General features: G+C 67.1%; 23 protein-coding genes. 3 read left to right on the forward strand and 20 right to left on the reverse strand.

Going from position 1 to position 23299, the window contains the following annotated elements; genetic code table 11:
- Window positions 1-56 precede the first annotated feature (56 nt).
- The 7 genes from ACG02S_RS15770 to ACG02S_RS15800 all read right to left on the reverse strand — a co-directional run bounded on the left by ACG02S_RS15770 (window position 57) and on the right by ACG02S_RS15800 (window position 7888).
- Complete coding sequence (locus ACG02S_RS15770; RefSeq protein WP_394471424.1) at window positions 57-698, reverse strand: RpiB/LacA/LacB family sugar-phosphate isomerase; 642 nt, start codon at window positions 696-698, stop codon at window positions 57-59.
- Window positions 699-953: 255 nt separating this feature from the next.
- Window positions 954-1391, reverse strand: coding sequence for a PaaI family thioesterase (locus ACG02S_RS15775; RefSeq protein WP_394471425.1), 438 nt, complete (start codon window positions 1389-1391; stop codon window positions 954-956).
- A gap of 7 nt (window positions 1392-1398) precedes the next feature.
- Window positions 1399-2190, reverse strand: a complete 792-nt coding sequence (locus tag ACG02S_RS15780; protein WP_394471426.1) for an SDR family oxidoreductase — start codon at window positions 2188-2190, stop codon at window positions 1399-1401.
- A 9-nt stretch (window positions 2191-2199) separates the two neighbouring features.
- Entirely contained in the window at window positions 2200-4008 is a 1809-nt protein-coding gene (locus tag ACG02S_RS15785; RefSeq protein ID WP_394471427.1) for an acyl-CoA dehydrogenase, read from the reverse strand.
- A 67-nt stretch (window positions 4009-4075) separates the two neighbouring features.
- Window positions 4076-5251, reverse strand: a complete 1176-nt coding sequence (locus tag ACG02S_RS15790) for an acetyl-CoA C-acyltransferase (RefSeq protein ID WP_394471428.1) — start codon at window positions 5249-5251, stop codon at window positions 4076-4078.
- 31 nt (window positions 5252-5282) lie between these two features.
- Window positions 5283-7376: a 3-hydroxyacyl-CoA dehydrogenase NAD-binding domain-containing protein gene (locus ACG02S_RS15795; RefSeq protein WP_394471429.1), complete on the reverse strand. Its 2094-nt coding sequence runs from the start codon at window positions 7374-7376 to the stop codon at window positions 5283-5285.
- 128 nt (window positions 7377-7504) lie between these two features.
- Entirely contained in the window at window positions 7505-7888 is a 384-nt protein-coding gene (locus tag ACG02S_RS15800) for a hypothetical protein (protein WP_394471430.1), read from the reverse strand.
- Window positions 7889-7998: 110 nt separating this feature from the next.
- Here ACG02S_RS15800 and ACG02S_RS15805 point away from each other — a divergent pair, with 110 nt between their 5' ends.
- From ACG02S_RS15805 to egtD, 3 genes are all read left to right on the forward strand, one after another.
- A complete protein-coding gene (locus tag ACG02S_RS15805; protein WP_394471431.1) occupies window positions 7999-8397 on the forward strand; it encodes a VanZ family protein in 399 nt (132 codons plus the stop codon).
- 85 nt (window positions 8398-8482) lie between these two features.
- The gene (gene egtB, locus ACG02S_RS15810; RefSeq protein ID WP_394471432.1) at window positions 8483-9637 is read left to right on the forward strand and encodes an ergothioneine biosynthesis protein EgtB; all 1155 of its coding nucleotides are present in this window, start codon (window positions 8483-8485) and stop codon (window positions 9635-9637) included.
- Window positions 9634-10599 carry an L-histidine N(alpha)-methyltransferase gene (gene egtD, locus ACG02S_RS15815; RefSeq protein WP_394471433.1) on the forward strand — a complete coding sequence of 322 codons (966 nt, stop codon included), beginning with the start codon at window positions 9634-9636 and terminating at the stop codon, window positions 10597-10599. Before egtB ends, egtD begins: the two co-directional genes overlap by 4 nt.
- Here the strand turns inward: egtD and ACG02S_RS15820 are convergent.
- The 13 genes from ACG02S_RS15820 to ACG02S_RS15880 form a co-directional block, all read right to left on the reverse strand.
- Window positions 10596-10853: a type II toxin-antitoxin system RelE/ParE family toxin gene (locus ACG02S_RS15820; protein WP_394471552.1), complete on the reverse strand. Its 258-nt coding sequence runs from the start codon at window positions 10851-10853 to the stop codon at window positions 10596-10598. The two genes, egtD and ACG02S_RS15820, sit on opposite strands and share 4 nt — an antisense overlap.
- A gap of 32 nt (window positions 10854-10885) precedes the next feature.
- On the reverse strand, window positions 10886-11107 hold the full coding sequence (locus ACG02S_RS15825) for an addiction module protein (protein ID WP_394471434.1): 222 nt from the start codon (window positions 11105-11107) through the stop codon (window positions 10886-10888).
- A gap of 188 nt (window positions 11108-11295) precedes the next feature.
- The gene (locus ACG02S_RS15830; RefSeq protein ID WP_394471435.1) at window positions 11296-12081 is read right to left on the reverse strand and encodes a hypothetical protein; all 786 of its coding nucleotides are present in this window, start codon (window positions 12079-12081) and stop codon (window positions 11296-11298) included.
- Window positions 12082-12177: 96 nt separating this feature from the next.
- Window positions 12178-12882 (reverse strand): urea ABC transporter ATP-binding subunit UrtE, encoded by a 705-nt coding sequence (gene urtE / locus ACG02S_RS15835; RefSeq protein WP_394471436.1) that lies wholly within the window; start codon window positions 12880-12882, stop codon window positions 12178-12180.
- Complete coding sequence (gene urtD / locus ACG02S_RS15840; RefSeq protein ID WP_394471437.1) at window positions 12872-13705, reverse strand: urea ABC transporter ATP-binding protein UrtD; 834 nt, start codon at window positions 13703-13705, stop codon at window positions 12872-12874. The genes urtE and urtD overlap by 11 nt, the downstream gene beginning before the upstream one ends.
- Entirely contained in the window at window positions 13702-14748 is a 1047-nt protein-coding gene (urtC, locus tag ACG02S_RS15845; RefSeq protein WP_394471438.1) for an urea ABC transporter permease subunit UrtC, read from the reverse strand. Before urtC ends, urtD begins: the two co-directional genes overlap by 4 nt.
- Entirely contained in the window at window positions 14745-16286 is a 1542-nt protein-coding gene (urtB, locus tag ACG02S_RS15850) for an urea ABC transporter permease subunit UrtB (protein ID WP_394471439.1), read from the reverse strand. Before urtB ends, urtC begins: the two co-directional genes overlap by 4 nt.
- A gap of 131 nt (window positions 16287-16417) precedes the next feature.
- The gene (urtA, locus tag ACG02S_RS15855; protein ID WP_394471440.1) at window positions 16418-17674 is read right to left on the reverse strand and encodes an urea ABC transporter substrate-binding protein; all 1257 of its coding nucleotides are present in this window, start codon (window positions 17672-17674) and stop codon (window positions 16418-16420) included.
- 290 nt (window positions 17675-17964) lie between these two features.
- Complete coding sequence (locus tag ACG02S_RS15860; protein ID WP_394471441.1) at window positions 17965-18819, reverse strand: hypothetical protein; 855 nt, start codon at window positions 18817-18819, stop codon at window positions 17965-17967.
- A 169-nt stretch (window positions 18820-18988) separates the two neighbouring features.
- Window positions 18989-20224 carry a fumarylacetoacetase gene (gene fahA, locus ACG02S_RS15865; RefSeq protein ID WP_394471442.1) on the reverse strand — a complete coding sequence of 412 codons (1236 nt, stop codon included), beginning with the start codon at window positions 20222-20224 and terminating at the stop codon, window positions 18989-18991.
- Window positions 20221-21516 carry a homogentisate 1,2-dioxygenase gene (hmgA, locus tag ACG02S_RS15870; RefSeq protein WP_394471443.1) on the reverse strand — a complete coding sequence of 432 codons (1296 nt, stop codon included), beginning with the start codon at window positions 21514-21516 and terminating at the stop codon, window positions 20221-20223. Before hmgA ends, fahA begins: the two co-directional genes overlap by 4 nt.
- Window positions 21509-21721 (reverse strand): DUF2783 domain-containing protein, encoded by a 213-nt coding sequence (locus ACG02S_RS15875; RefSeq protein WP_394471444.1) that lies wholly within the window; start codon window positions 21719-21721, stop codon window positions 21509-21511. Before ACG02S_RS15875 ends, hmgA begins: the two co-directional genes overlap by 8 nt.
- Window positions 21718-23292 carry an FAD-dependent oxidoreductase gene (locus ACG02S_RS15880; RefSeq protein ID WP_394471445.1) on the reverse strand — a complete coding sequence of 525 codons (1575 nt, stop codon included), beginning with the start codon at window positions 23290-23292 and terminating at the stop codon, window positions 21718-21720. The genes ACG02S_RS15875 and ACG02S_RS15880 overlap by 4 nt, the downstream gene beginning before the upstream one ends.
- Window positions 23293-23299 lie beyond the last annotated feature (7 nt).

Here is a 23299-nt window from a genome sequence, read left to right on the forward strand (position 1 = left end):
GGCGACCCGCCCTCGCATTCATTGAACGAAGGCCAGCGCAGCGGCTGGCGCGGAGTTCAGCTCGCCAGCACGCCCTTGATGTGCGCAGCGATGGCGTCGTCCTGGCAATTCGTGAAGAACAGTTCCTGGAACTTCTCGCCCGACACGGCGGCCTTCAGCAGGTCCTGGTCGACGGCCTTCAGCGTCGTCAGCATGTCCTTGCACGAGGCGGCCTTCAGATCCTTCAGGATGCCGCGGTTCTTGGCCATGATGGCGGCGCGCTCCTTCGGATAGCCGGCGCCGCGCTCGTTCTCCAGCAGCTTGCGGTAGCAGTCCTGCAGGTTCAGCTCGGCAGCCCAGCCGAAGCCCTTGGCGTAGGGCATGGACATGGCGTTGCCGTCGTTGATCTGGCCGAACAGGAAGGCGTCGGTCGGGTCGATGACCAGGCCACAGAACACGCCGGGCATGGAGTTGCAGGCGAGCATGGAGCCCATGCCGGTGCCGCAACCGGTGATGACGAAGTCGGCGGCCTTGGAATTCAGCAGGATGCCGGCGAGCAGGCCGTTCATGACGTAGGTCAGCGAGGCCTTGTCTTCCGGCGTGTACATGCCGTAGTGGTGGACCTGGTGGCCCAGCGGCTCGGCGACGGTCTTGAGCGCGTTGTGGACGATCTCGGACTTGGCGGCCTGGCTGTTCTCGATGATGAGGGCGATCTTCATGGCGGGTGCTTTCGGGTGGTGCAGAAGGGGTGCTGGGCCGCTGTACGACAGGCCAGAGGGCCTGCGGCGCGGGCGTCGCCAGGTGCCATCCCGAATCGGGCAGGACCATCAGGGTCCGGATGGGCAGCCTGGCCAACCGCGCGCCTGCCGCAAGGACAGGTGCGGGCGCTGGGCGCCATTGTGCCCGTATCGGAACGACGTTTCAGAAAACGCCAATCAAAGCCGAGCGCGTTGTGGGGGCTCGGCCGCGGGCGCTCAGTCGCCCTCGCCGCCCAGCGGCTTCAGCTGGCGGCCAGCGGGCAGTGCGCGCAGGTACATGAAGGTGCCGGTGGCGTGGGCGCTGAGCTTGCCGTCCTCGCCATACACCGAGCCCTCGCAGAAGGCCATCGTCGTGGAGCGGTGCAGCAGCTTGCCGACCGCCCGCAGCTGACCCTCGCCGGGGCGCATGAAGCTGGTCTTCATCTCCACGGTGACGACCCCGGGGCCGAGGTCGGGGAGGTGTCGGTTCACGCTGCGCGCTGCGTGGGCCATCGCCACATCCAGCAGCGTCATGACGACGCCGCCATGCGCCACGCGCCAAGAGTTCAGGTGCTGCTCAGCGACCGTCAGCCGCAGTTCGGCTTCACCGTCGCCGATGGCATGCAGCTGGAAGCCAAGTTGCTCGACGAAGGGAATGTGAACGGGGAATTCCATCCGGCCATCATCCCCCGTGAACGGCCGACACGCCGCCGTCCACCGCCAGGATCTGGCCGGTGATGTGCTTGCCCGCGCGCGATGCGAACAGCAGCGCCGCGCCCTTCAGGTCGTCGTCGTCGCCGATGCGGTTCAGCGGCGCGTGCGCCGCCATCTTGTCCTCGCCGACAGCCGCCAGCAGGCCTTGGGTCATCTTGCTCGGGAAGAAGCCTGGCGCCAGCGCGTTGACGGTGATGCCGTAGGCGCCCCACTCGCCGGCCAGTGCGCGCGTGAAGTTCACGGCCGCACCCTTGCTGGTGTTGTAGGCGATGGTCTTCATGACGCCCGAATTGCCCGACAGGCCGGCGATGGACGCCACGTTGATGATGCGGCCCGACCTGCGCGGAATCATGCTGGCCTTGGCCACCGCCTGCGCGAACACGAACAGGCTGCGGATGTTCAGGTTCATCACCTTGTCCCAGGCCTCGATGGGATGGTCCTCGGCGGGCGCGCCCCAACTGGCGCCGGCGTTGTTGACAAGGATGTCGATCTGGCCGAGGCGCTCCATCGTCTCGGCGACGACGCGCTGCGCGTCAGCCTCCTTGGCCGCGTCGGCTGCGATCCAGCGCGCATCGATGCCGCGCGCCTGCAAATGGGCCGCGGCCTCTTCCAGGTCGGCCGCCTTGCGCGAGGTCAGCATGATCTTGGCGCCGGCCTCACCCAGCGCCTCGGCGATCTGCAGACCCAGCCCGCGCGAGCCACCGGTGACGAGGGCCACATGCCCGGTCAGGTCGAAGAGGTCTTGGACTTTGGTGCTCATGCTGTTTCCTCAGAAATACTCGGATTTGATGTCTCGGCACAACGACTCGCGCCGTGCAACGACGTCGAGCCACGCCGCGATCTTGGGCAGCTCGTAGGCGAAGAAGTAGCGGGCCGCGGCGCGCTTGCCCTGCGCGAAGTCGCTGTCGCCCTCGACGGCCAACGCCACATCCAGCCACAGCCACGCCAGCACCGTGTGGCCGAAGGCCTGCAGGTAGGGCGTGGCATTGGCCAGCGCCTCCTCGGGCTGGCCGGTGCTCCAGGCCTTCTTCGTCGCGCCGCCGACCTGCGCCAGCGCGCCGGCGAGCTGATTGGCCTGTGGGGCCCAGTCGGTCTGCATGGCGCGCTCGATGGTGGCCTGCACGCGTGCTGCCGTGGCCACCAGCGACGCACCGCCCTGCTGCACCACCTTGCGACCCAGCAGGTCCAGGCCCTGGATGCCATGCGTGCCCTCGTGGATCATGTTCAGGCGGTTGTCGCGCCAGTACTGCTCCACCGGGAAGTCGCGCGTGTAGCCCGCACCACCCAGCACCTGGATGGCCAGCGAGTTGGCCTCCAGGCACCACTCGCTGGGCCAGCTCTTGGCGATGGGGATCAGCACGTCGAGCACGGCCTGCGCTTCGGCGGCGTTGTCACTGGTGTTCAGCTCATCGACGAGGCGCGCGCAGTACAGCTCCAGCGCGAGACCGCCTTCTACATAACTCTTCTGTGCGAGCAGCATGCGGCGCACATCGGCGTGTTCGATGATGGGTCGCTGCGGACTGGCGGCGTCTTTGCCGGCAGCGGTCATCGGCCGACCCTGCGGGCGCTGCTTCGCGTATTCCAGGCTGGCTTCGTAGCCCGCATAGCCCAGCATCACCGCGCCCAGGCCCACGCCAATGCGGGCCTCGTTCATCATGTGGAACATGGCGCGCAGGCCCTCGCCCGGCTTGCCAACAAGGTAGCCGATGGCGCCCTTGCGGCCCTGCGGGGTCCAGCGGCCCTCGCCGAAGTTCAGCAGGCAGTTGGTGGTGCCGCGATAGCCCAGCTTGTGGTTGAGTCCGGCCAACGCCACATCGTTGCGCTCGCCGGTCAGCTCGGCGCGCTCGTTGACCAGCCACTTCGGCACGATGAACAGCGAGATGCCCTTGATGCCGGGAATCTGCTTGCCGTCCGGCCCGGGGATCTTGGCCAGCACCAGGTGGATGATGTTCTCGGTGATCTCGTGCTCGCCGCCGGAGATCCACATCTTGTTGCCGGTCAGCCGGTAGCGCGCGCCCAGCACATCGCCTTCGTCCTCCAGCTCGGCACGGGTCGTGATGTCGGACAGGGACGAGCCGGCCTGCGGCTCGGACAGGCACATGGTGCCGAACCAGCGGCCTGCGAACTCGTTCTTGGCAAACACCTCACGCTGCAGCGGCGTGCCGTGCGCCATCAACAGGCTGGCATTGCCGGAGGTCAGCATTGCGTAGCCGCCCATCGCCACGCTGGCCTTGCTGAAGAAGGCGTTGCCCGCCATCTCGATGACGCAGGGCAGCTGCATGCCGCCCACGTCGTAGTCCTGCGCGGCGGCCAGCATGCCGGACTCGGCGTAGGCCCTTGTCGCGTCGTGCGTGGCCTGCGGCAGGTGCACGCGCTCGCCGCCAGCATCCGAAACTATGTGGGGCTCCTGCGTGTCGGCCAACCGGTTGAACGGCGCGAACTTGTCGCGGGCGATGCGCTCGCAGGTGTCAAGCACCGCGGCAAAAGTCTCGGCCGAATGCTCGGCGAAGCGCTCGCGCGTGGTCAGGTCGCTGATCCGAAGCCAGTCGAACAGCAGGAAGTCCAAGGTCTGGCGCATCACGCCTCCTCCATGAAGAAAAGCGGCGCCGCCAGCCGGTCGCCGCCCTTCAAATCAGCCCTGAGCCTTACAGAACCTCGAACACGCCGGCCGCGCCCATGCCGCCGCCGATGCACATCGTCACGCAGACGCGCTTGGCGCCACGGCGCTTGCCTTCGATGAGGGCATGGCCTGTCAAGCGTTGGCCCGACACACCGTAGGGGTGGCCAACGGCAATCGCGCCGCCGTTGACATTCAGGCGGTCCATTGGGATGCCCAGCGTGTCGGCGCAATACAGCACCTGCACGGCAAAGGCCTCGTTCAACTCCCACAGGTCGATGTCAGCAACCGTCAGGCCCAGCTTCTTCAGCACTTTGGGTACGGCGAACACCGGGCCAATGCCCATTTCGTCGGGCTCGCAACCGGCGACGGCGAACCCGAGGAAGCGTCCCAGCGGCTTCAGGTTGTGCGTGGATGCGTACTGCTCGCTGACCAGCGCACAGGCGCCGGCACCGTCGCTGAACTGGCTGGCGTTGCCGGCCGTCACCAGCCCGCCGGGCACGGCCGAGCGCAGGTCCTTGATGCCTTCGTAGGTCGTGCCCTCGCGCAAGCCCTCGTCGGCACTGACGGTCACTTCCTTGCTCATCAGGCCCATGACCTTGTCGGCTACACCCATCGTGGTCGTCACCGAGATCATCTCGTCGTTGAACAGGCCGGCGGCCTGCGCGGCGCAGGCCTTTTGCTGGCTGGCGGCGCCGTACTGGTCCATGCGCTCGCGCGAGATGCTGTAGCGCTTGGCCACGTTCTCGGCGGTCTGCAGCATGTTCCAGTAGATCTCCGGCTTGATCTTCAAAAGCGCCGGGTCGGCAAGCATGTGCTTGTTCATTTCCTGCTGCACGCAGGAAATGCTTTCCACACCGCCAGCGATATAGACGTCACCCTCGCCCGCGATGATGCGCTGCGCGGCCATCGCGATGGTCTGCAGGCCGCTGGAGCAGAAGCGGTTGATGGTGACGCCGCTCACCGTGACCGGCAGGCCGGCTTTCAGCGCGATCTGGCGCGCGATGTTGGCGCCGGTGGCGCCCTCCGGGTTGGCGCAGCCCATCAGCACGTCTTCGATGGCGCCGCCCTCGATGCCGGCGCGCTCAACGGCGGCCTGGACGGCCCAGCCGCCCAGCGTCGCGCCATGGGTCATGTTGAACGCGCCCTTCCAGCTCTTGGTCAGCGGGGTGCGGGCGGTGGAGACGATCAGTGCGTTGCTCATGTTTTGAATCCTTGTTCGGTGGACCGAGGGCTTAGGTGAAGGACTTGCCTTCAGCCACCAAGCGAGCCAGCAGCGGCGCCGGCGTCCAGAACTCGCCGTCGTCCATGGGGTTCTTGGCAAAGCGGTTCATCGCCTGCACGACGTTGAACAGGCCCACCGTGTCGGCGTAGCACATCGGGCCGCCGCGGAAGATGGGGAAGCCGTAGCCGGTCAGGTAGACCATGTCCACGTCCGACGCGCGCTGGGCGATGCCTTCTTCCAGCAGATGGGCCGCCTCGTTGACCAGCGAGAACACCAGGCGGTGCACGATCTCCTCGTCGCTGATGTCCCGTGTGTTCGCACCGATAGCCTCGCGATGCTTGGCCAGCATCTCATCCACCACCGGCGACGGGATCGCGTCGCGCTTGCCGGGCAGGTAGTCGTACCAGCCGGCGCCGGTCTTCTGGCCGAAGCGGCCCAGCTCGCACAGGCGGTCGGCGCTGGCCGAGTACTTCATGTTGGCGCGCTCGACGGCGCGGCGCTTGCGGATGGCCCAGCCGATGTCGTTGCCCGCCAGGTCGCCCATGCGGAACGGGCCCATAGCGAAGCCGAACTTCTCGACGGCCTTATCCACCTGCTGAGGCGTGCAGCCTTCATCCAGCAGGAAGCCGGCTTGGCGGCTGTACTGCTCGATCATGCGGTTGCCGATGAAGCCATCGCACACACCGGAGACGACGGCCGTTTTCTTGATCTTCTTGCCGATAGCCATCACGGTGGCTAGCACGTCCTTGGCGGTCTCCTTGCCGCGCACGACCTCCAGCAGCTTCATCACGTTGGCCGGGCTGAAGAAGTGCATGCCCACCACGTCCTGCGGGCGCTTCGTGAACGAAGCAATCTTGTCGACATCCAGCGTAGATGTGTTGGAGGCCAGGATTGCGCCGGGCTTGGCCACGGCATCCAACTGCTTGAACACGGCTTCCTTGACGCCGATTTCCTCGAACACCGCCTCGATGATGAGGTCGCAGTCCTTCAGCTCGTCGTAGCTCAGCGTGGTGGACAGCAAGGCCATGCGCTGGGCGTACTTGTCTTCCTTCAGCTTTCCCTTCTTGACCTGCGACTCGTAGTTCTTCTTGATGGTCGCAACGCCGCGGTCCAGCGCTTCCTGCTTGGTTTCCAGGATCGTTACCGGTATGCCGGCGTTCAGGAAGTTCATCGAGATGCCGCCACCCATCGTGCCGGCGCCGATGACGCCGACCTTGGCGATGGTGCGCAGCGGCGTGCCCTCGGGCACGTCGCTGATCTTGCTGGCCACGCGCTCGGCGAAGAACAGGTGGCGCAGCGCCTTCGATTCGGGCGTCAGCATCAGCGCCGCGAACCCCTCGCGCTCGGCGCGCATGCCGTCGTCGAACTTCAGCTTGACCGCGCCAACCACGGCTTCCAGGCAGCGCAGCGGCGCCGGGAAGTTCTTCGACATCCCACCCACCATGTTGCGGGCGAACTGGAAGTAGGCGTCGGCGTTCGGATGGCGGGCCTTCAGGTCACGCACCTTGGGCAGCGGGCGCTTGTCCGACACCTCTTCGGCGAACTTGACGGCGGCATCGATCACGTCGGCATCCACGATCTTGTCGAACAGCTTCTGGCCCGGGACCATGGCCAGCATCTGCGCTTCCACCGGCTCGCCGCTGACGATCATGTTCAGCGCGGGCTCCACGCCCAGCGCGCGCGGCAGGCGCTGCGTGCCGCCAGCCCCAGGCAGCAGGCCCAGCTTCACTTCCGGCAGCGCCACCTTCGTACCGCTCTGCGCGACGCGGTAATGGCAGCCCAGCGACAACTCCAGCCCGCCACCCATGCAGACGCTGTGGATGGCCGCGACGACTGGCTTGCTGCAGTTCTCGACGACGCCGATCAGGCTCAGCAGGTTGGGCTCGGCCAGTGCCTTGGGCGAGCCGAACTCCTTGATGTCCGCACCACCGGAGAAGGCTTTGCCGGCGCCGGTGAGGACGATGGCCTTGATGGCCGGGTCAGCCTCCGCACGTTGCACACCGGCAGCCGTGGCGGCGCGGGTGGCAAAACCCAGCCCATTGACCGGCGGGTTGTCGAGCGTGATCACGGCAACGGCGCCGCGGGCTTCGTAATGGGCTGTCATGGGCACGACCTCGGGTTGGCGGGCAAACCGCGTCTCCAGCAGTCGGCCCAGAAATAGAACGATCGTTCGATTCTAGGCAGCGCGCGTTGCGCGCCCTTGTCCCGGCAGTGACAAGGACTTTCGCGGGCTCAGTCGCCGCTGCCGCGGCTCAGCACGACCGTGTCCTTGAAGGCCTGCGTGCCCGGCTCCGGCGCTGCCGCCGGCTTCAGCAGCGCTTCGGCGTAGCGGCGCGTGGCCTCGGCGGCGTCGGGCACGACCTCGGGGGCGGGCGCCGGCCGCGGCGCGGGACGCACGGCCAGCCGCAGTTCATGGCAGTCGCGCTGCAGCTGCTCGACTTGCTTGCGCGCCTGAGTCAGTTGCTGGCCGCCCTGCTGGCGGGCCAGTTCCGTCTGCTGCAGGCGCTGCTGAAGCAGCTTCGCCTGCCGTGAAAGCCAGATGAAAACGCCGCCGGCTGCCAGCACGGCGCCCAGCACAAAACCCACGATCAGGGACAGGACCTGAAAGTTCTCCATCTTGTTCTCTCCCCGATGAGGTGTGGATGCGGGCAATGTACGGCAAGCAGGCGTTTTCACACGCTGCGGCCCCGAAACGCGGTCACAACGCAGCCACAATGAAGCCCGCCATGCTCCGCCTGTTCCTGTCGTCCCTGGCGCCCGAGCGGCGCCCCCTGTGGCGAGCCCTGCTGCTCGCCCTGCTCCTCGTCATCACCTGGCTGGCGCTCGCGCCCGTGCCGCCCAAGACGGCCGACACCGGCTGGGACAAGGCCAACCACCTGCTCGCGTTTGGCACGCTGGCCTTCGTCGGCGTATGGGCACAGTGGCCGCGTCCGCGGCTGTGGGGCTGGCTGGTGCTGGCGCTGCTGGCCTACGGCGTCGGCATTGAGATCGCGCAGAGCTTCGTGCCGCCGCGCGAGGCCGACTGGCAGGACGTGGTCGCCGACGGCCTGGGTATCGCGCTGGGATTGCTGGCCGCCTGGCCCTTCACGCGGGTCGCCTCGCGGGTCGTCACGCAAGGCCACTGAGATCAACCTGGGGTGGCCTCGTCCTACATCCTGGGCGATCACACTGACATACCGTTGGCACCAGACCGCGTTACGGTTGCCACCCATGTTGACCGAGCTTCTCCGTTTCACCCGCGCCCATTCGCTGGCGCTAGCCGCGCCGCTTTCCGACGAGGACGCGCAGCTGCAATCCATGCCCGACGCCAGCCCTGCCAAATGGCACCTGGCGCATACCACGTGGTTTTTCGAAACGCTGGTGCTGACGCCCCACCTGAACGGCTACGAGATCTTCGACCCGCGCTGGCCACGGCTGTTCAACTCCTACTACGAGAGCCTGGGCCCGCGCCACGCGCGCCCGCAGCGTGGGCTGCTTAGCAGGCCGTCGTTCGCCGAGGTCAAGGCCTATCGTGCGCATGTGGATGCAGCATTGGCCGACCTGCTGCCTCAGTTGCTGCATTCGGCCCCTGCCGACGCGCTGGCGCTGATCGAACTCGGCTGCCACCACGAACAGCAGCACCAGGAGCTGCTGCTGACTGACATCCTGCACGCGTTCTCCTGCAACCCACTGCTGCCGGCCTATGACGCTGCAACGCCTGCCAGGGTCAGCGCTCCCGAGCAGGCCTGGCTGAAGCATCCCGGCGGCATCGTCGATATCGGCCACGCCGGCGGCGGCTTCGCCTTCGACAACGAAGGCCCGCGCCACCCAGCGCTCGTCACGCCGTTCGAAATCAGCAACCGCCTCGTCACCTGCGGCGAGTACGCGGATTTCATCGAGGCCGGCGGCTACCGCGAGCCGCTGCTGTGGCTGTCCGACGGCTGGGCCGCCGTTCAGGCTCAGGGTTGGGAGCGGCCGGCCTATTGGCAGGAGGACGGCCGTGTGTTCGGCCTGCACGGCGTGCAGCCTATGGACCGGGAGGCCCCCGTCACGCAACTGAGCTTCTACGAGGCCTGTGCCTTCGCCGAATGGGCCGGTGCGCGGCTGCCCACCGAGTTCGAGTGGGAGGCGGCATCGGGGCTACCCGGCTTCGCGCAGGCCGCCGACCAGGCGTGGCAGTGGACGCGCTCCAGCTATGCGCCCTACCCCGGCTTCAAGCCGGCGGCGGGCGCGGTCGGCGAATACAACGGCAAGTTCATGGTGGGCCAGCAGGTGCTGCGCGGCGGCAGCCTCGCGACGCCGCCGGGCCACGCACGGCCCAGTTATAGAAATTTCTTCCCGCCGGCGGCGCGCTGGCAGTTCAGTGGAGTGAGGCTCGCACGATGAAACCAGGAATCGAATGGCGCCAGCCCAGGGCTTCGGCGGAACAACGACAGTTCGCCGCCGACCTGCATGCGGCACTGGCCCGTGCGCCCAAGGCGATCTCGCCCAAGTACTTCTACGACGAGACCGGTTCCCGCCTGTTCGAGCAGATCTGCGACCTGCCCGAGTACTACCCGACGCGCACGGAGCTGGCGCTGCTGCAGGCGCACGCCGCCGACATGGCCGCGCAGTTCGGCCCGCAGGTGCAGCTCGTCGAGTACGGCGCGGGCGCGCTGCGCAAGGTGCGGTTGCTGCTGGACGCCATGCCGCATGACGGCGTGCAGTTCGTGCCCATGGACATCTCCGGCCCGCACCTGCTGGCCGCGTGCGACGGGCTCGCCGTCGACTGCCCCGGCCTCGCCATCCAGCCGCTGGTGGCCGACTTCACGCGACCACACACGTTGCCGCCTTGCGCCGATGGCAGTCGCCGCGTGGGCTTCTTTCCGGGCTCCAGCATCGGCAACTTCACGCCTGCCGAGGCCGATGCTTTCCTGCGCCTGGCGGCGGCCGAACTCAAGGGCGGTGGGCTGCTGATCGGCATCGACCTCGTCAAAGATGCCCACGTGCTGCATGCGGCCTACAACGACGCGCGAGGCGTGACGGCAGCGTTCAACATGAACGTGCTGGAACGCGCCCGTGCGGAACTTGGCGCCGAATTCCCGAGTGGCGGCTTCGAGCACCTCGCCTTCTACAACCCGGCGTACCGCCGCATCGAGATGCACCTGCGCGCGACGCAGCCGCTGGTACTGAGGTTGGGCGACCAGAGCTACATGTTCAATGAGGGCGAGACCCTGCACACGGAGCATTCGCACAAGTACACGGTCAGCGGCTTCCAGGCGCTGGCGCAGCGCGCGGGGTTCAAGCCGGGCAAGGTGTGGACGGATGCGAATCAGTGGTTTGCGGTGTTGTGGCTGGAGGCAAGCTAGGCGCGTCGACCGCCAAACCCTGGGCGCTTGCTGTCGTGCTTGACGACGAGGATCTTGATCTCCTCCCCGATCACGCGATAGACGACGGTGTAGGGAAAGACATTCATCGCAAGACCACGCCGCCCCTTTGTCCGCGGCGAACCGATCTCCGGAGGCTCGACCAACAGGGCCGCAAGCGGTTTGAATTCAGCCACGAAACGTGCTGCAACGACCGCCGAACCCTCACGCTCGTAGAACGCAGCGGCTTCGTGAATGCCCTACTCTGCAGCCGGATGCAGAGTGACGTTCATCCGGGGAAGCGAGCTTCCAATCGAGCAATCGCCAAGTCGAAGGCCACGGCAGCCGTGGCGCCGACTGCAAGCTCCTGCTCTCGCTGGTCGGCCAACTCGTCCCACGCAGCTTCAACACCGGCATCCACGTCCAGGCTGGCGATCAACCGATCCAGCAGATTTGCCCGATCAGCAGGCGACAAACGCATCACTTCTGCTTGAAGGGTTTCAAGGGTCATGGACATCTCCTGGGCCTGAGCTTGGGGCACGGTGGATAGCTTGCCACAACCCGTACTCCAACCCGCCGCCGGCTGTCGGCCGTTGGAAACCGAGACCGACACGGTCAGCGTCACGCCATCCCGTCCCGTCAGCAGGCGCGCACTCGGTCATCCGATCCACGTCGACGCAATGGCGGTTTGAACTACTCTCAACCAGAAGTCGTCGTCGCTAGCTCGCCAGGTGCACGCCTCAAGCGGCGTTTTGAAAGCAGCTGTACGGCCACGCCTATGAGCCCTGACGCCGCGAAGGCCAGCGCAATGCCAGCCTCGGGCAAACTGACCGACAACGCAAAGCAGAATGCGACGAACGAATACAGCCCTGCCGCCATGCCGCGCAGCAGATGGGCAACAAACGCGGGGCCATTCGCGCGGTGCGAAAACACAGCCAGCACGCTCCCCAGCAGCGGAAAGACTGCCAACAAGCCACTCCAAGTCGAACCAACCAAGTTGGCCGCGAAGGTGACGGCCAAAGTCAGCAGCGCACCCGCCACCATGCGACCGCCCAATTCGCCGACGCTGAAGACGCGCGCTATCGACGATTCGTCCATGTGGGGAAAGAGGCGTGGCGCGATCGCCAGGACGAGCAGCGATACCGCCAGCGATGTCGTCGCGGACGGCGGAATGAATGAAAGGCACAGCGCCGCTACACCCCAGGCTATCAGCGCCAAAGCAAGGGAAACTCGCCAACCCCAGCGCTGCGCAGCATGCGAGTAGGCGACACTGAAAGACACAGACGCCACCACGGCAGACAACGCGGCGGCTGCAGCGTCTGCGGCAAAACCGGCGCCATGCTCAAGCGACAAGAACAGAAGGATAGGCCCCGCCACTACCGGCAAGCCAGCAAGCCAACCTGCCACCGAAGGTCCCCATCGCCGACCGGCCAATGTCAACAGCAGCAAGAACAGGGGGACTAGGAACAGCTTGAGGAGAAGCACGCAGACACCTGATGCGTTGGCTGCCGTTCGAGAACGACCGCAGCAGGCATTGGAGCATGCGCCGATGCGCCGATGCGCCGAACGCGCTGGTGACGATCAAATCGCCAGCCGCTCCCTCACCCCATCCGCCTTCATATCGGCCCCGCGCCCGCGCATGACGATCTCGCCGCGCTGCATCAGCAGGTACTGATCCGCCAGTTCCTCACAGAAGTCGTAGTACTGCTCCACCAGCACCACGCACAGGCCCTTGTCGTGGGCCAGGTGCTTGATGACGCGGCCGATGTCCTGGATGACGTTGGGCTGGATGCCTTCCGTGGGCTCATCCAGCAGCAGCACCTTCGGGCCCGGCGCGAGCGCGCGGGCGATGGCGAGCTGCTGCTGCTGGCCGCCGGACAGGTCGCCGCCGCGGCGTGAGCGCATCTTGTCGAGCACGGGGAACAGCTGGAACAGCTCGGCCGGCAGCGGCGTGCCGGCCGGCTGACTGGACAGGCCCATCTGCAGGTTCTCCATCACCGTGAGCCGGCCGAAGATCTCGCGGCCCTGCGGCACATAGCCCAGGCCGGCGCGCACGCGCTGGTGGGTCTTGAGCTTGTCGATGTTCTCGCCGGCCAGCGTGATGCTGCCTGACGTGACGGGCACGACGCCCATCAGGCTCTTCAGCAACGTGGTCTTGCCGACGCCGTTGCGGCCCATGACGACTGTGATCTCGCCGGCCTTCAGCTCGAAGCCCAGGCCGCGCAGGATGTGCGAACCGCCGTAGTGCTTGTGAAGGTCTTGAACCCGTAGAAGGTCATCGGCCAAGGTACACCTCGATCACTTTCTCGTCCGATTGAACGGTCGCCATCGTGCCTTCGGCCAGCGTCTTGCCTTCATGAAGGACCGTGACCGTGCGGTTAGTACCAGCCAGCGTGGCGACGAAGCTCATGTCGTGCTCCACCACCACCAGTGAGTGCTTGCCTTCCAGGCTCAAGAACAGCTCGGCCGTGCGCTCGGTCTCCTCGTCGGTCATGCCAGCGACAGGTTCGTCCAGCAGCAGCAGCTTGGGGTCCTGAGCCAGCAGCATGCCGATCTCCAGCCATTGCTTCTGACCGTGGCTCAGAAGACCGGCGACGCGTTCGCGCTCATCGGTCAGGTGAACAGTCTTCAGCAGTTCGCCCAAACGGTCGCGCTGCAAGCCGCTCAGCTTGGCGCGCATCGCGAAGCGCGCACGGCGGTCGCCGGCCAGCGCCAGTTCCAGGTTCTCGGTGACGGTCAGCGCCTCGAAGACGGTGGGCTTCTGGAACTTGCGGCCGATGCCAGCGCGGGCGATCTGCTGCTCGTTCATCGTGCGCAGGTCGAGGTTGCTGCCGAAGTAGACGCGGCCGCTGTCCGGCTTGGTCTTGCCGGTGATGCAGTCCATCGTCGTCGTCTTGCCGGCACCGTTGGGGCCGATGACGCAGCGCAGCTCGCCGACGCCGATGGTGAACGACAACCCGCCCAGCGCCTGGAATCCGTCGAACGCGACCTTCAGGTCTTCGACGTACAGCGCCACGCCTTGATTGAACACGGGCTCGCCGGAGGTGGCGATGCGCGTCAGCGCGCGCGAACGCGCCTCACTGCCTGCTTCGAGAAGCTCCGGCGTCATTTCTTGAACCTCTTCACGAGGCCGACCAGGCCGGCCGGCAGGAACAGCGTCACCGCGATGAACAGCGCGCCCAGCACATACAGCCAGCCCTCAGGCCACCAGACGGTGAAGACGGACTTGGTGCCGTTGACGAAGAAGGCGCCCAGCACCGGGCCGATCAGCGTGCCGCGGCCGCCGACCGCCGCCCAGATGGCCATCTCGATGCTGGCCGCCGGGCTCATCTCGCTGGGGTTGATGATGCCGACCTGCGGCACGTACAGGATGCCGGCCATCGCACACATCAGCGCGGAGATGACGTAGGCGCTGAGTTTGAAGGCGACCGGGTCGTAGCCCAGGAAGCGCACGCGGCCTTCCGCGTCGCGGATGGCTTGCAGCACGCGCCCCCAGCGGCTTTGCGTGAGCCACTTCGCCAGCAGGTAGCAGCCGATCAGCGCGACACCGCTGGCCACGCACAGTCCGACCTTCATGCCCGGCGTGTTCAGCGGCATGCCGGCGATGCGCTTGAAGTCGGTGAAGCCGTTGTTGCCGCCAAAGCCCGTCTCGTTGCGGAAGAACAGCAGCATGGCCGCCACCACCAGCGCTTGCGTGATGATGGAGAAGTAAACGCCTTGGATGCGCGAGCGGAACGCGAAGTAGCCGAACACGGCGGCCACCAGGCCGGGCACGGCCAGCGCCAGGAAGATCTGGCCGATCAGCGAGTCGCTGAGCGCCCAGTGCCAGGGCAGTTCCTTCCAGTTCAGGAAGACCATGAAGTCCGGCAGGTCCGACTGGTACTGCCCGTCACGGCCGATCTGGCGCATCAGGTACATGCCCATGCCGTAGCCGCCCAGCGCGAAGAACAGGCCATGGCCCAGCGAGAGGATGCCGCCGAAGCCCCAGATCAGGTCCAAGGCCAGCGCGCAGATGGCAAAGCACAGGAACTTGCCGAGCAGCCCGACATAGAACTCGCTGAGGTGCAGCGGGTGACCCGCCGGAAAGGCCAAGTGCAGGAAGGGCACCAGCAGCGTCAGCACTGCGATGGCGATGAGGAGCGTCTTTTTCATTCGACCGACCTGCCCTTCAGCGCGAACAGGCCTTGAGGCTTCTTCTGGATGACCAGCACCAGCACCAGCAGCAATGCGATCTTGGCGAGCACCGCGCCCTGCCAGCCTTCCAGCAGCTTGGACAGCACACCCAGGCCGAGGCCCGCGTAGACGGTGCCGGCCAGCTGGCCCACGCCGCCCAGCACGACCACCATGAAGGCGTCGACGATGTAGCTCTGACCCAGGTCGGGGCCCACGTTGCCGATCTGGCTCAACGCGCAGCCGGCGAGACCTGCAATGCCAGAGCCGAGCGCGAAAGCCATCGTGTCGACGCGGGCCGTGTTGACGCCCACGCACGCGGCCATGCGGCGGTTCTGCGTGACGCCGCGCACCATCAGGCCTAGGCGCGTCTTCGCCAGCAGCGCGCCCATGCCCACCAGCACCAGCGCGGCGAACACGAGGATGGCCAGCCGGTTGTACGGCAGCGTCAGGTTGGGCAGAAGCGCCCAGCCACCCGACAGCCAGGCCGGGTTCTCCACGGCCACGTTCTGCGCGCCGAACAGCGTACGCACGGCCTGCATCAGCACCAGGGAAATGCCCCAGGTGGCCAGCAGCGTCTCCAGCGGCCGGCCATAGAGCCAGCGGATCACGCTGCGCTCCATCGCCGCGCCGACAAGTGCCGCGGCCAGGAAGCTGGCCGGCAGCGCCAGCCAGAGGTAGTAGTCGAAAGCGCCGGGCGCCCACGCACGGAAGCCCTGCTGCACCATGTAGGTCGCATAGGCGCCCACCATCAGAAGCTCACCGTGCGCCATGTTGATGACGCCCATCAGGCCGTAGGTGATGGCCAGGCCTAACGCGACTAGCAAGAGCACAGAGCCCAGGCTCAGGCCCGAGAACAGCAGCTGCGCGCGCTCGCCCCAGGCGAGGCGGTCGCCGATGTCGTTGACGGCCTTCTGCATGGCGGACTTGGCGGCCAGGTCGGTCTCGGCGGCCAGCTTTTCCAGCAGCAGTGCGCGCGTGGCGGGGTCGGCGCTGCCAGACAGCTCGGTCGCCGCGGCCTTGCGCTGCGCCGCGTCGACAGACGACAGCTTGGCGCCGGCCACCAGGGAATTCAGCTGCTCGCGCAGGCCGGCGTCGGCCTCGGCCGCGAGCGCCTTTTCCAGCAGCGGCAGCTTGGACGCATCGGCGTCTTCGCGCAGCGTCGCCAGCGCCTTGGCGCGGGTGTCGCGGTCGGTGGAAAGCAGGTCCAGCCCCGCGAGCGCGGAGTCGATCTCGCGGCGCATGCGGTTGTTGAGCATCGGCTCTTCGGCATCGGCCGGCGCCTCGGCGCCCTCGGCGACGACGATGGCCTGGCCAGCCTTGACGCGCACGCGGCCGTCCTGCAGCGCGCGCAGGAAGGGCCCAAGCGAGGCATCGCCCGCAGCCAGCGCCTGCTGCAAGGCCGCGACGCGGTCATCGCTCTCACCTGCGGCGATGCGATTGGCCAGCTCGGGCGACAGCGCCCAGGCCGACAAGCCGCTCAACGCCAGCAGGCATCCCAATAGAAGTCGTTTGATCATCACGATCCAAGCGAACGGAATGGATGGCGCGCACGCCGCGCGCCATCAGGGCAGTGCTGCCGTAGGCCTGGCCTCGCCAGCCCACGGTCAGCGCCGTCAGGCCGCAGCACCACGCTGCGGCACCGGCGGTCTTACTTGGTGGGCTCGTCCTTCTTGCCCTTGTTCTCGGGGATGTAGGGGCTCCACGGCTGGGCCTTGACCGGGCCGGGCGTCTTCCACACCACGTTGAACTGGCCGTCCGCCTTCACTTCGCCGATGAAGACCGACTTGTGCAAGTGGTGGTTCTTCTCGTCCATCTTGGACGTGATGCCCGACGGTGCCGTGAAGGTCTGGCCGGCCATGGCGGCGATGACCTTGTCGGTGTCGGTGCTCTTGGCCTTGGTGACGGCCTGCGCCCACATGTTGATGCCGATGTAGGTGGCTTCCATCGGGTCGTTGGTCAGCGGCTTGTCCTTGTGGCCGGCGATGCCCTTGGCCTTGGCGTAGGCGCTCCACTTCTTGATGAAGGCATCGTTGGCCGGGGCCTTGATGGACATGAAGTAGTTCCACGCGGCCAAGTGGCCTTGCAGCGGCTTGGTGTCCACGCCACGCAGCTCTTCCTCACCGACCGAGAAGGCCACCACCGGCACGTCCGTCGCCTTCAGGCCCTGGTTGCCCAGTTCCTTGTAGAAGGGCACGTTGGAGTCACCGTTGATGGTGGACACGACGGCCGTCTTCTTGCCTTCGGACGAGAACTTCTTGATCTTGGCAATGATGCTTTGATAGTCCGCGTGGCCGAAGGGGGTGTAGTCCTCCATGATGTCCGCGTCGGCGATGCCCTTGCTCTTCAGGAAGGCGCGCAGGATCTTGTTGGTGGTGCGCGGGTAGACGTAGTCGGTGCCCAGCAGCACGAAGCGCTTGGCACCGCCGCCGTCCTTGCTCATCAGGTATTCCACGGCGGGAATGGCCTGCTGGTTGGGCGCGGCACCGGTGTAGAACACGTTCTTGCTCAGCTCTTCACCCTCGTACTGCACGGGGTAGAACAGCAGCGAGTTGGTCTGCTCGAACACCGGCAGCACCGACTTGCGGCTGACTGAAGTCCAGCAGCCGAACACGACGGCGACCTTGTCCTGCGAGATGAGCTGCTTGGCCTTTTCGGCGAACAGGGGCCAGTTGGAAGCCGGGTCCACCACCACCGGCTCCAGCTTCTTGCCAAGCAGGCCGCCCTTGGCGTTGATCTCGTCGATGGCCATCAGCACCGTGTCCTTCAACACGGTCTCGGAGATGGCCATGGTGCCCGACAGCGAGTGCAGCACGCCGACCTTGATGGTGTCGGCCGCGTAGGCAGCGGGGGCGATGAGAGCAGCGGTGGCAGCAGCGGCCAGGGCAAGTGCAGAACGGCGAAGCATCGGTGTAAGCCTCCAGGTTGGATGTGAGGGGTCGAGTAGCCAACCAGGTCTGTGCGCAAGGCGCGTGCCAGCATGTCACCGGCTGTTTTGTCACAGCGATGCCCGACCCTGGTGCGATTGCGCACCATGGGAGTCCAGCTTGGTGCCTGCGAACTATTCCGGGGCGCCGCCCTCACCCCAGCAGCGCAGCGAAGGCCAGAAACGACAGCGCCGCACCCGCGCAAAGCACGGGTGCGGCGCGAGTGCGGCGCAGGTCAGGCGGGCCGGCCCGTCTCAGGGCGGCGGCCCCGTCACTGAGTGAGACCCTTAATTTCGTCGGCCATCGTGCGCCAGTTCTTGACCTGGTCAAGGTACTTCTTGGCCTGAACCTTGGCGCGGTCTTCCCAACCCGGCTTGCTCTTGGCGAACCGGGTTTCCCAGAATTTGACGCCCTTCTGCTGGGCAGCATCGTCGATGTGCGTGAGCAGGTGCACCGGATCGGCGCGCAGGCGCTCGGCGATCTTGGGGTTGGTTTTCAGCACCGTGCCTTTCCAGTGCGTGACCGCCACGGAAATGGACCGCGCCGCCGTGGATGAGCAGAAGGCGTCCTGCAGGTTCTGCTCATTGGGCTTGGCGATGAACTGCTTGAGCGCTGCCTCGAACTCGGCCGAACCCTTCTTGATGCCCAGGTACACCATCTTGAGGTTCTTGTTCAGCACCTCGTCGGCCGAAGCGGTCTTGCCCAGGCTCTTCTGGGCGATGGCGACGACCTGCAGGGCATCGCTCTTCGCGAACTTGCGCAGCGCATCCAGCCTTTGCGCCAGCGTCTCGAACCCCGCCTTCAGGGTGGCGTCCGCAGGACCCAGCACCTTGGCCTGCGCCTCGTACTCGTCCATGTTCTTCTTCAGCGCCTCGTTCATCTTGATCAAGGCCGTGTCCATCGCCTTGAGCAGACCCGGCAAGGCCTTCAGGTTGTCATCCTTGCAGGAGTTGGCCGCCTGCCTGGCGTCGTCGTAGTCCTGGATGCGCTGTTCTAGCGTCTTGCCGCTCTTCATCAGCACCAGCAGCTTCTTGAAGCCGGCCTCCTGGCCCTTGCTCTTCATGGTGGGCGCCACCTTGGCGGTGAGCGCCGTGAAGGCGCGCGTCGCCACCTTGTAGTTGTCCATCACAGGCATGTCAGATCCTTCGCAAAAGTGCACCCGGCTCAACGTTGAGAGGCAGCGCCGGCGTCTGCGCACCAGCGGACGCCGGACGGCATTGAGTACCCAGGCAGCCCTGCAGGTTCCCCACCCGCAGTGACGCCCCGGCGGCAACCACCCCATCCGAGGGGCGCGCTCAGCTAGCGGGCGTGATTGCGCCGTCGCAGGCGCCGAAGCCGATGCGCCGGTACCCGGGCTTCTCGGCGAACGCACGCAGGCCCAGTTGGTCGCCGTCCAGCAAGAAGGTGCGCTGCTCGCCGTTGGGCAGCGTGAGCGGGTGCTTGCCCCCCGCGGTCAACTCCAGCAGCGAGCCGGCCTCCTCCGGGGCCGGGCCGCTGATGGTGCCGGTACCCAGAAGGTCGCCGGGCTGTAGGTTGCAGCCGTTGCTGGCATGGTGGGTCAGCATCTGCGCTAGCGACCAGTAGGCATGGCGCAGGTTGGAGCGCGAGAGGCGCGCAGGCTCGACCATGCCGGGCGTCTTCAGCCACACCTCCATCTCAATGTCGAACGCCGCGTTCGCACGGTGTGCGGCGGAGTCCAGATAGGGCAGCGGCTGCGGATCACCCTCGGGCCGCGCGAACGGGATGCGAAACGGCGCCAGCGCGTCCATCGTGACGATCCACGGCGAGATCGTCGTGCCGAAGTTCTTGGCCAGGAAGGGGCCCAGCGGTTGGTACTCCCAGGGCTGGATGTCGCGGGCCGACCAGTCGTTCAGCAACGTGAGGCCGAAGGCATGCTCGTCCGCCTCGTCAATGGAAAACGGCTCGCCCAGTGCGTTGCCGGGGCCGACGAACAAGCCCAGCTCCAGCTCGCAGTCGATGCGCGCACTGGGCTTGAAGACGGGCCCGTCGGCATCTGGCGGCTTGACCTGGCCCCGCGGGCGGCGCAGCGGCGTGCCGCTGACGACGATGGACGAGCTTCGGCCGTGATAGCCGATGGGCACCCATTGGTAATTGGGCAGCAGCGGGCTGTCAGGCCGGAACAGCTTGCCCACCGCGCGGGCGTGGTGGATGCCGGTGTAGAAGTCCGTGTAGTCGCCGATGCGGCACGGCAGCGTGTACTCGGCCTCGGCCTGCGGCACCAGCTCCACCTCGGGCGCGCCGGCCTTGAAGGTGTCGAACAGCCGGTGGCGCAGCGCGCGGCGCTCGCCACTCGAGCGAGCCATCAGCGCGTTCATGTCGATGATGCCCCAACCGGTCAGGTCCAGGATCTGGTCGCCGATACCGACGCCAACGCGGAACGGCTCCAGCGTGCCGGCGCGGCGGAAGCTGCAGAACGGCAGGTTTTGCAGCGGGAAGTCGGTGGACAGGTCGTTGGCCGAGGCGACCCAGGAGAGGGCCGTGGCGTCGTGGGTGTGGTCGAGCATGCTCATGCCTTGGATGCGTCTTTCAGGTCGCGCCAGCAGTCGGCGTAGTTGCGTTCCAGCGGCGCCTCATCGAGCGCCCAGCGCGTGGGCTTGAGCGGCCAGCGGGTCTCAAACATGAACGCCAGCGTGGCGTCCAGCTTGTGCGGCTTCAGCTCGGCGGCGCTGGCCTTGTCGAAGGCCTCGGCGTCCGGCCCGTGCGGCACGTAGCTGTTGTGCAGGCTGGCCCCGCCGGGCTTGAAGCCCTCGGGCTTGGCGTCATACTGACCCAGCACCAGGCCCATGAACTCGCTCATCACGTTGCGGTGGTACCAGGGCGGGCGGAACGTGTCCTCGGCCACCATCCAGCGCGGCGGGAAGATGACGAAGTCCACGTTGGCCCAGCCGGGCGTGTCGCTGGGGCTGGTGAGCACCGTGAAGATGCTGGGGTCGGGGTGGTCGAAACTGACGGTGTTGATCGTCATGAAGCGTGCCGTGTCGTACCGGTACGGCACCAGGTTGCCGTGCCAAGCGACGACATTGAACGGGCTGTGGCCTTGTGTCGCGCGCCAGAGCTGGCCGCCATAGCGCTTGACGATCTCGTATGCGCCGGCCTCCTGCTCGTGCCAGGCGGTCGGTGCCTCGAAGTCTCGTGCGTTGGCCAGCCCGTTGGAGCCGATGGGGCCCAACTCCGGCAGCCGCAAGCCGGCGCCGTGGTTCTCGCAGACGTAGCCGCGCGCGGGGCCCTGGTCCAGCGGATCGACCTTGAACGCCATGCCGCGCGGCAGCAAGGCGATGGAGCCGGGCGCGACTTCGAGCCGACCCAGCTCCGTCGTGACGAGCAGCCGGCCCTGCTGCGGCACGATGAGCATCTCGGCATCGGCATTGACCAGCGCGCGGCGTTGCATCGGCCGGGTGACGACATAGGCCAATGCGCCCATGCCCCCCACGCCTGCCTCGCCATTCACGGCATAGGTGCGTAAGCCATCGATGAAGTCCCCGTCGCTGGCCAGCGGCGTCGGCCCCCAGCGCAGTGGGTCAGGCGGTGCGCCCTCGCCTTCGGCAGCCCCGCTCTTCCAAAACGCATGCGGCAACGGCTGATACCCCCCGACGACGACAGAGGGCCGGCATCGATACAGCCATGTGCGCTGGTTGTCGGCCCGCGGCGCCGTGAAGGCACTGCCCGACAGCAGTTCGGCGTACAGGCCGTGCGGCGCACGCTGCGGGCTGTTGCGGCCGATGGGCAGCGCGCCGGACCGGGATTCGCTGCTGTGCTGGTTGCCGAAGCCGGTCAGGTATTGCAGGTTGGTCAGTTCAGTCATGGGGTTCGTGAGCCAGGGTGAAGGCCTGCCTGAGCACGTCGCGGTCGCCGATGTGGTTGCACAGGATCAGCGCGAGGCGCGCCAGCCAGTCGGCGGCGGCCTCGTCGGACAGGTCGGCCTGCGCAGCGATGAGTTCGGCATAGAAGGCATCGGCCCCCTCGCGCGGATTCGGCCCGAAATTCGGGGTCAGGTTCAATGGGCTCATGCGGGCCTCCCGTGGACGCGGGCCAGCGCCACGCGCAGCGCGTCGGCGTCGAAGCGGTGCCAGCGTGCGGCGACGACGGCATCGGGGCGGATCAGGTAGACGCTGCCCGGCCCAGCGCCGTAGCGCGTGGCGGCCACGCCCTCGGCCGGCAGCGTGATGACGCTCACGCCCGCGGCCGGCGCGGCCCAGCCGAAGCACAGCAGCAGGAAGTCACCGAAGCGTTCGCTGAGCCAGCCCGCGTCCAGCGGCGCATCGGGCGCCGGCGAGCCGGGCGCGGGGCCGGCACGCCAGGCTTCGCCGTCGAGCGTGCTCAGCGGGGAGTCGACATGCGCGGTCGGCAGCGACAGCCGCCCGCTATTGACCAGCAGCCGGGCGAACTCGGTTCGCCCGGCCAGGTCCAGCGCGGCCCTGCGCAGCCGCAGACTCAACGCACTCCTGGGGCTGATGAAGTCGGTGGCGCGGGTCGAGTGGCCGATGTTGTCGTCCGCCGCCTCCAGGCGCTCGAACTCGTAGCTGTCCAGCAGCACCTCGTCACCCTCGCCCTCCACGACCGCGGCCAGCTTCCAGCCCAGGTTGTCGGCGTCCTGCACGCCGCTGTTGGCGCCGCGCGCGCCGAAGGGCGAGACCTGATGCGCCGCGTCGCCGGCCAGCAGCACGCGGTCCACCCGGAAGCGTTCCGCGCGGCGGCAGCAGAACTGGTAGATGGACGACCACACCAGCTCGAACCCGTCGCTGCCCAGCATGGCCGCCACGCGAGCGCGGATGCGGTCGGGGTCGCGCTCCGCCGCCACATCGGCGTCGCGGCCCAGCTGGAAGTCGATGCGCCACAGCCCGTCCGCCTGCGCATGCAGCAGCACCGACTGGCCGCGGTGGAACGGCGGGTCGAACCAGAACCAGCGCTCAGGCTTCGCCGGGTCGAGACCGCGGGGCAGCACATCGGGCGCCAGCCGCACGTCGGCGATCAGGAAGCGGTCCTCGAACACCTGGCCGGAGAAACCCAGGCCCAGCAGTGTCCGCGTGGCGCTGCGCGCGCCGTCGCAGCCAACCACCCAGTCAGCGCGAAGGTCAAACAGGCCGTCGGGCGTGCGCACGGTCAGCGTGACCGCGTCGGCGTCCTGCTCCAGGCCGATCAACTCGTGCCGGCCGCGCAGCTCGATGCGCGGCTCCAGTTGCACGGCGCGCACCAGTCGCGCCTCGACCTGATCCTGCTGCAGGTTCACCATCGCCGGCATCTTGTGGTGAGCCTCGGGGAGCAGGTCGAAGGCATACGCCTCGCGCTCGCCGTGAAACACGCGGCCACGATGCCAGCGCACGCCTTCGCGCGCGACGGCCTCGCCCACGCCGAGCCGGTCGAACACCTCGAGCGTCTTCTTGGCCCAGCAGACAGCGCGCGAGCCCTCGCCGATACGGTCGCTGTCGTCGATAACGACGACCGGCACGTCGCGCCGCGCCAGGTCCAGCGCCAGCGTCAGCCCCACCGGGCCGGCGCCGACGATGACCACCGGGCGGCGCTGCGGCTGGCCGGAGCGCTGCTCCAGGCTCTGGTGGTAGGGGTAGCGCGGCAGATCCATGCCAGCC

It is taken from the genome of Pelomonas dachongensis (genome assembly GCF_043555865.1).
Taxonomy (GTDB): Bacteria; Pseudomonadota; Gammaproteobacteria; order Burkholderiales; family Burkholderiaceae_C; genus Pelomonas; species Pelomonas dachongensis.

Coding starts and splice junctions, on each gene's coding strand:
- ACG02S_RS15770 (WP_394471424.1), bottom strand. CDS start 698: ATGAAGATCGCCCTCATCATCGAGAACAGCCAGGCCGCCAAGTCCGAG.
- ACG02S_RS15775 (WP_394471425.1), bottom strand. CDS start 1,391: ATGGAATTCCCCGTTCACATTCCCTTCGTCGAGCAACTTGGCTTCCAG.
- ACG02S_RS15780 (WP_394471426.1), bottom strand. CDS start 2,190: ATGAGCACCAAAGTCCAAGACCTCTTCGACCTGACCGGGCATGTGGCC.
- ACG02S_RS15785 (WP_394471427.1), bottom strand. CDS start 4,008: ATGCGCCAGACCTTGGACTTCCTGCTGTTCGACTGGCTTCGGATCAGC.
- ACG02S_RS15790 (WP_394471428.1), bottom strand. CDS start 5,251: ATGAGCAACGCACTGATCGTCTCCACCGCCCGCACCCCGCTGACCAAG.
- ACG02S_RS15795 (WP_394471429.1), bottom strand. CDS start 7,376: ATGACAGCCCATTACGAAGCCCGCGGCGCCGTTGCCGTGATCACGCTC.
- ACG02S_RS15800 (WP_394471430.1), bottom strand. CDS start 7,888: ATGGAGAACTTTCAGGTCCTGTCCCTGATCGTGGGTTTTGTGCTGGGC.
- ACG02S_RS15805 (WP_394471431.1), top strand. CDS start 7,999: ATGCTCCGCCTGTTCCTGTCGTCCCTGGCGCCCGAGCGGCGCCCCCTG.
- egtB (WP_394471432.1), top strand. CDS start 8,483: ATGTTGACCGAGCTTCTCCGTTTCACCCGCGCCCATTCGCTGGCGCTA.
- egtD (WP_394471433.1), top strand. CDS start 9,634: ATGAAACCAGGAATCGAATGGCGCCAGCCCAGGGCTTCGGCGGAACAA.
- ACG02S_RS15825 (WP_394471434.1), bottom strand. CDS start 11,107: ATGACCCTTGAAACCCTTCAAGCAGAAGTGATGCGTTTGTCGCCTGCT.
- urtD (WP_394471437.1), bottom strand. CDS start 13,705: ATGACGCCGGAGCTTCTCGAAGCAGGCAGTGAGGCGCGTTCGCGCGCG.
- urtC (WP_394471438.1), bottom strand. CDS start 14,748: ATGAAAAAGACGCTCCTCATCGCCATCGCAGTGCTGACGCTGCTGGTG.
- urtB (WP_394471439.1), bottom strand. CDS start 16,286: ATGATCAAACGACTTCTATTGGGATGCCTGCTGGCGTTGAGCGGCTTG.
- urtA (WP_394471440.1), bottom strand. CDS start 17,674: ATGCTTCGCCGTTCTGCACTTGCCCTGGCCGCTGCTGCCACCGCTGCT.
- ACG02S_RS15860 (WP_394471441.1), bottom strand. CDS start 18,819: ATGGACAACTACAAGGTGGCGACGCGCGCCTTCACGGCGCTCACCGCC.
- fahA (WP_394471442.1), bottom strand. CDS start 20,224: ATGAGCATGCTCGACCACACCCACGACGCCACGGCCCTCTCCTGGGTC.
- hmgA (WP_394471443.1), bottom strand. CDS start 21,516: ATGACTGAACTGACCAACCTGCAATACCTGACCGGCTTCGGCAACCAG.
- ACG02S_RS15875 (WP_394471444.1), bottom strand. CDS start 21,721: ATGAGCCCATTGAACCTGACCCCGAATTTCGGGCCGAATCCGCGCGAG.
- ACG02S_RS15880 (WP_394471445.1), bottom strand. CDS start 23,292: ATGGATCTGCCGCGCTACCCCTACCACCAGAGCCTGGAGCAGCGCTCC.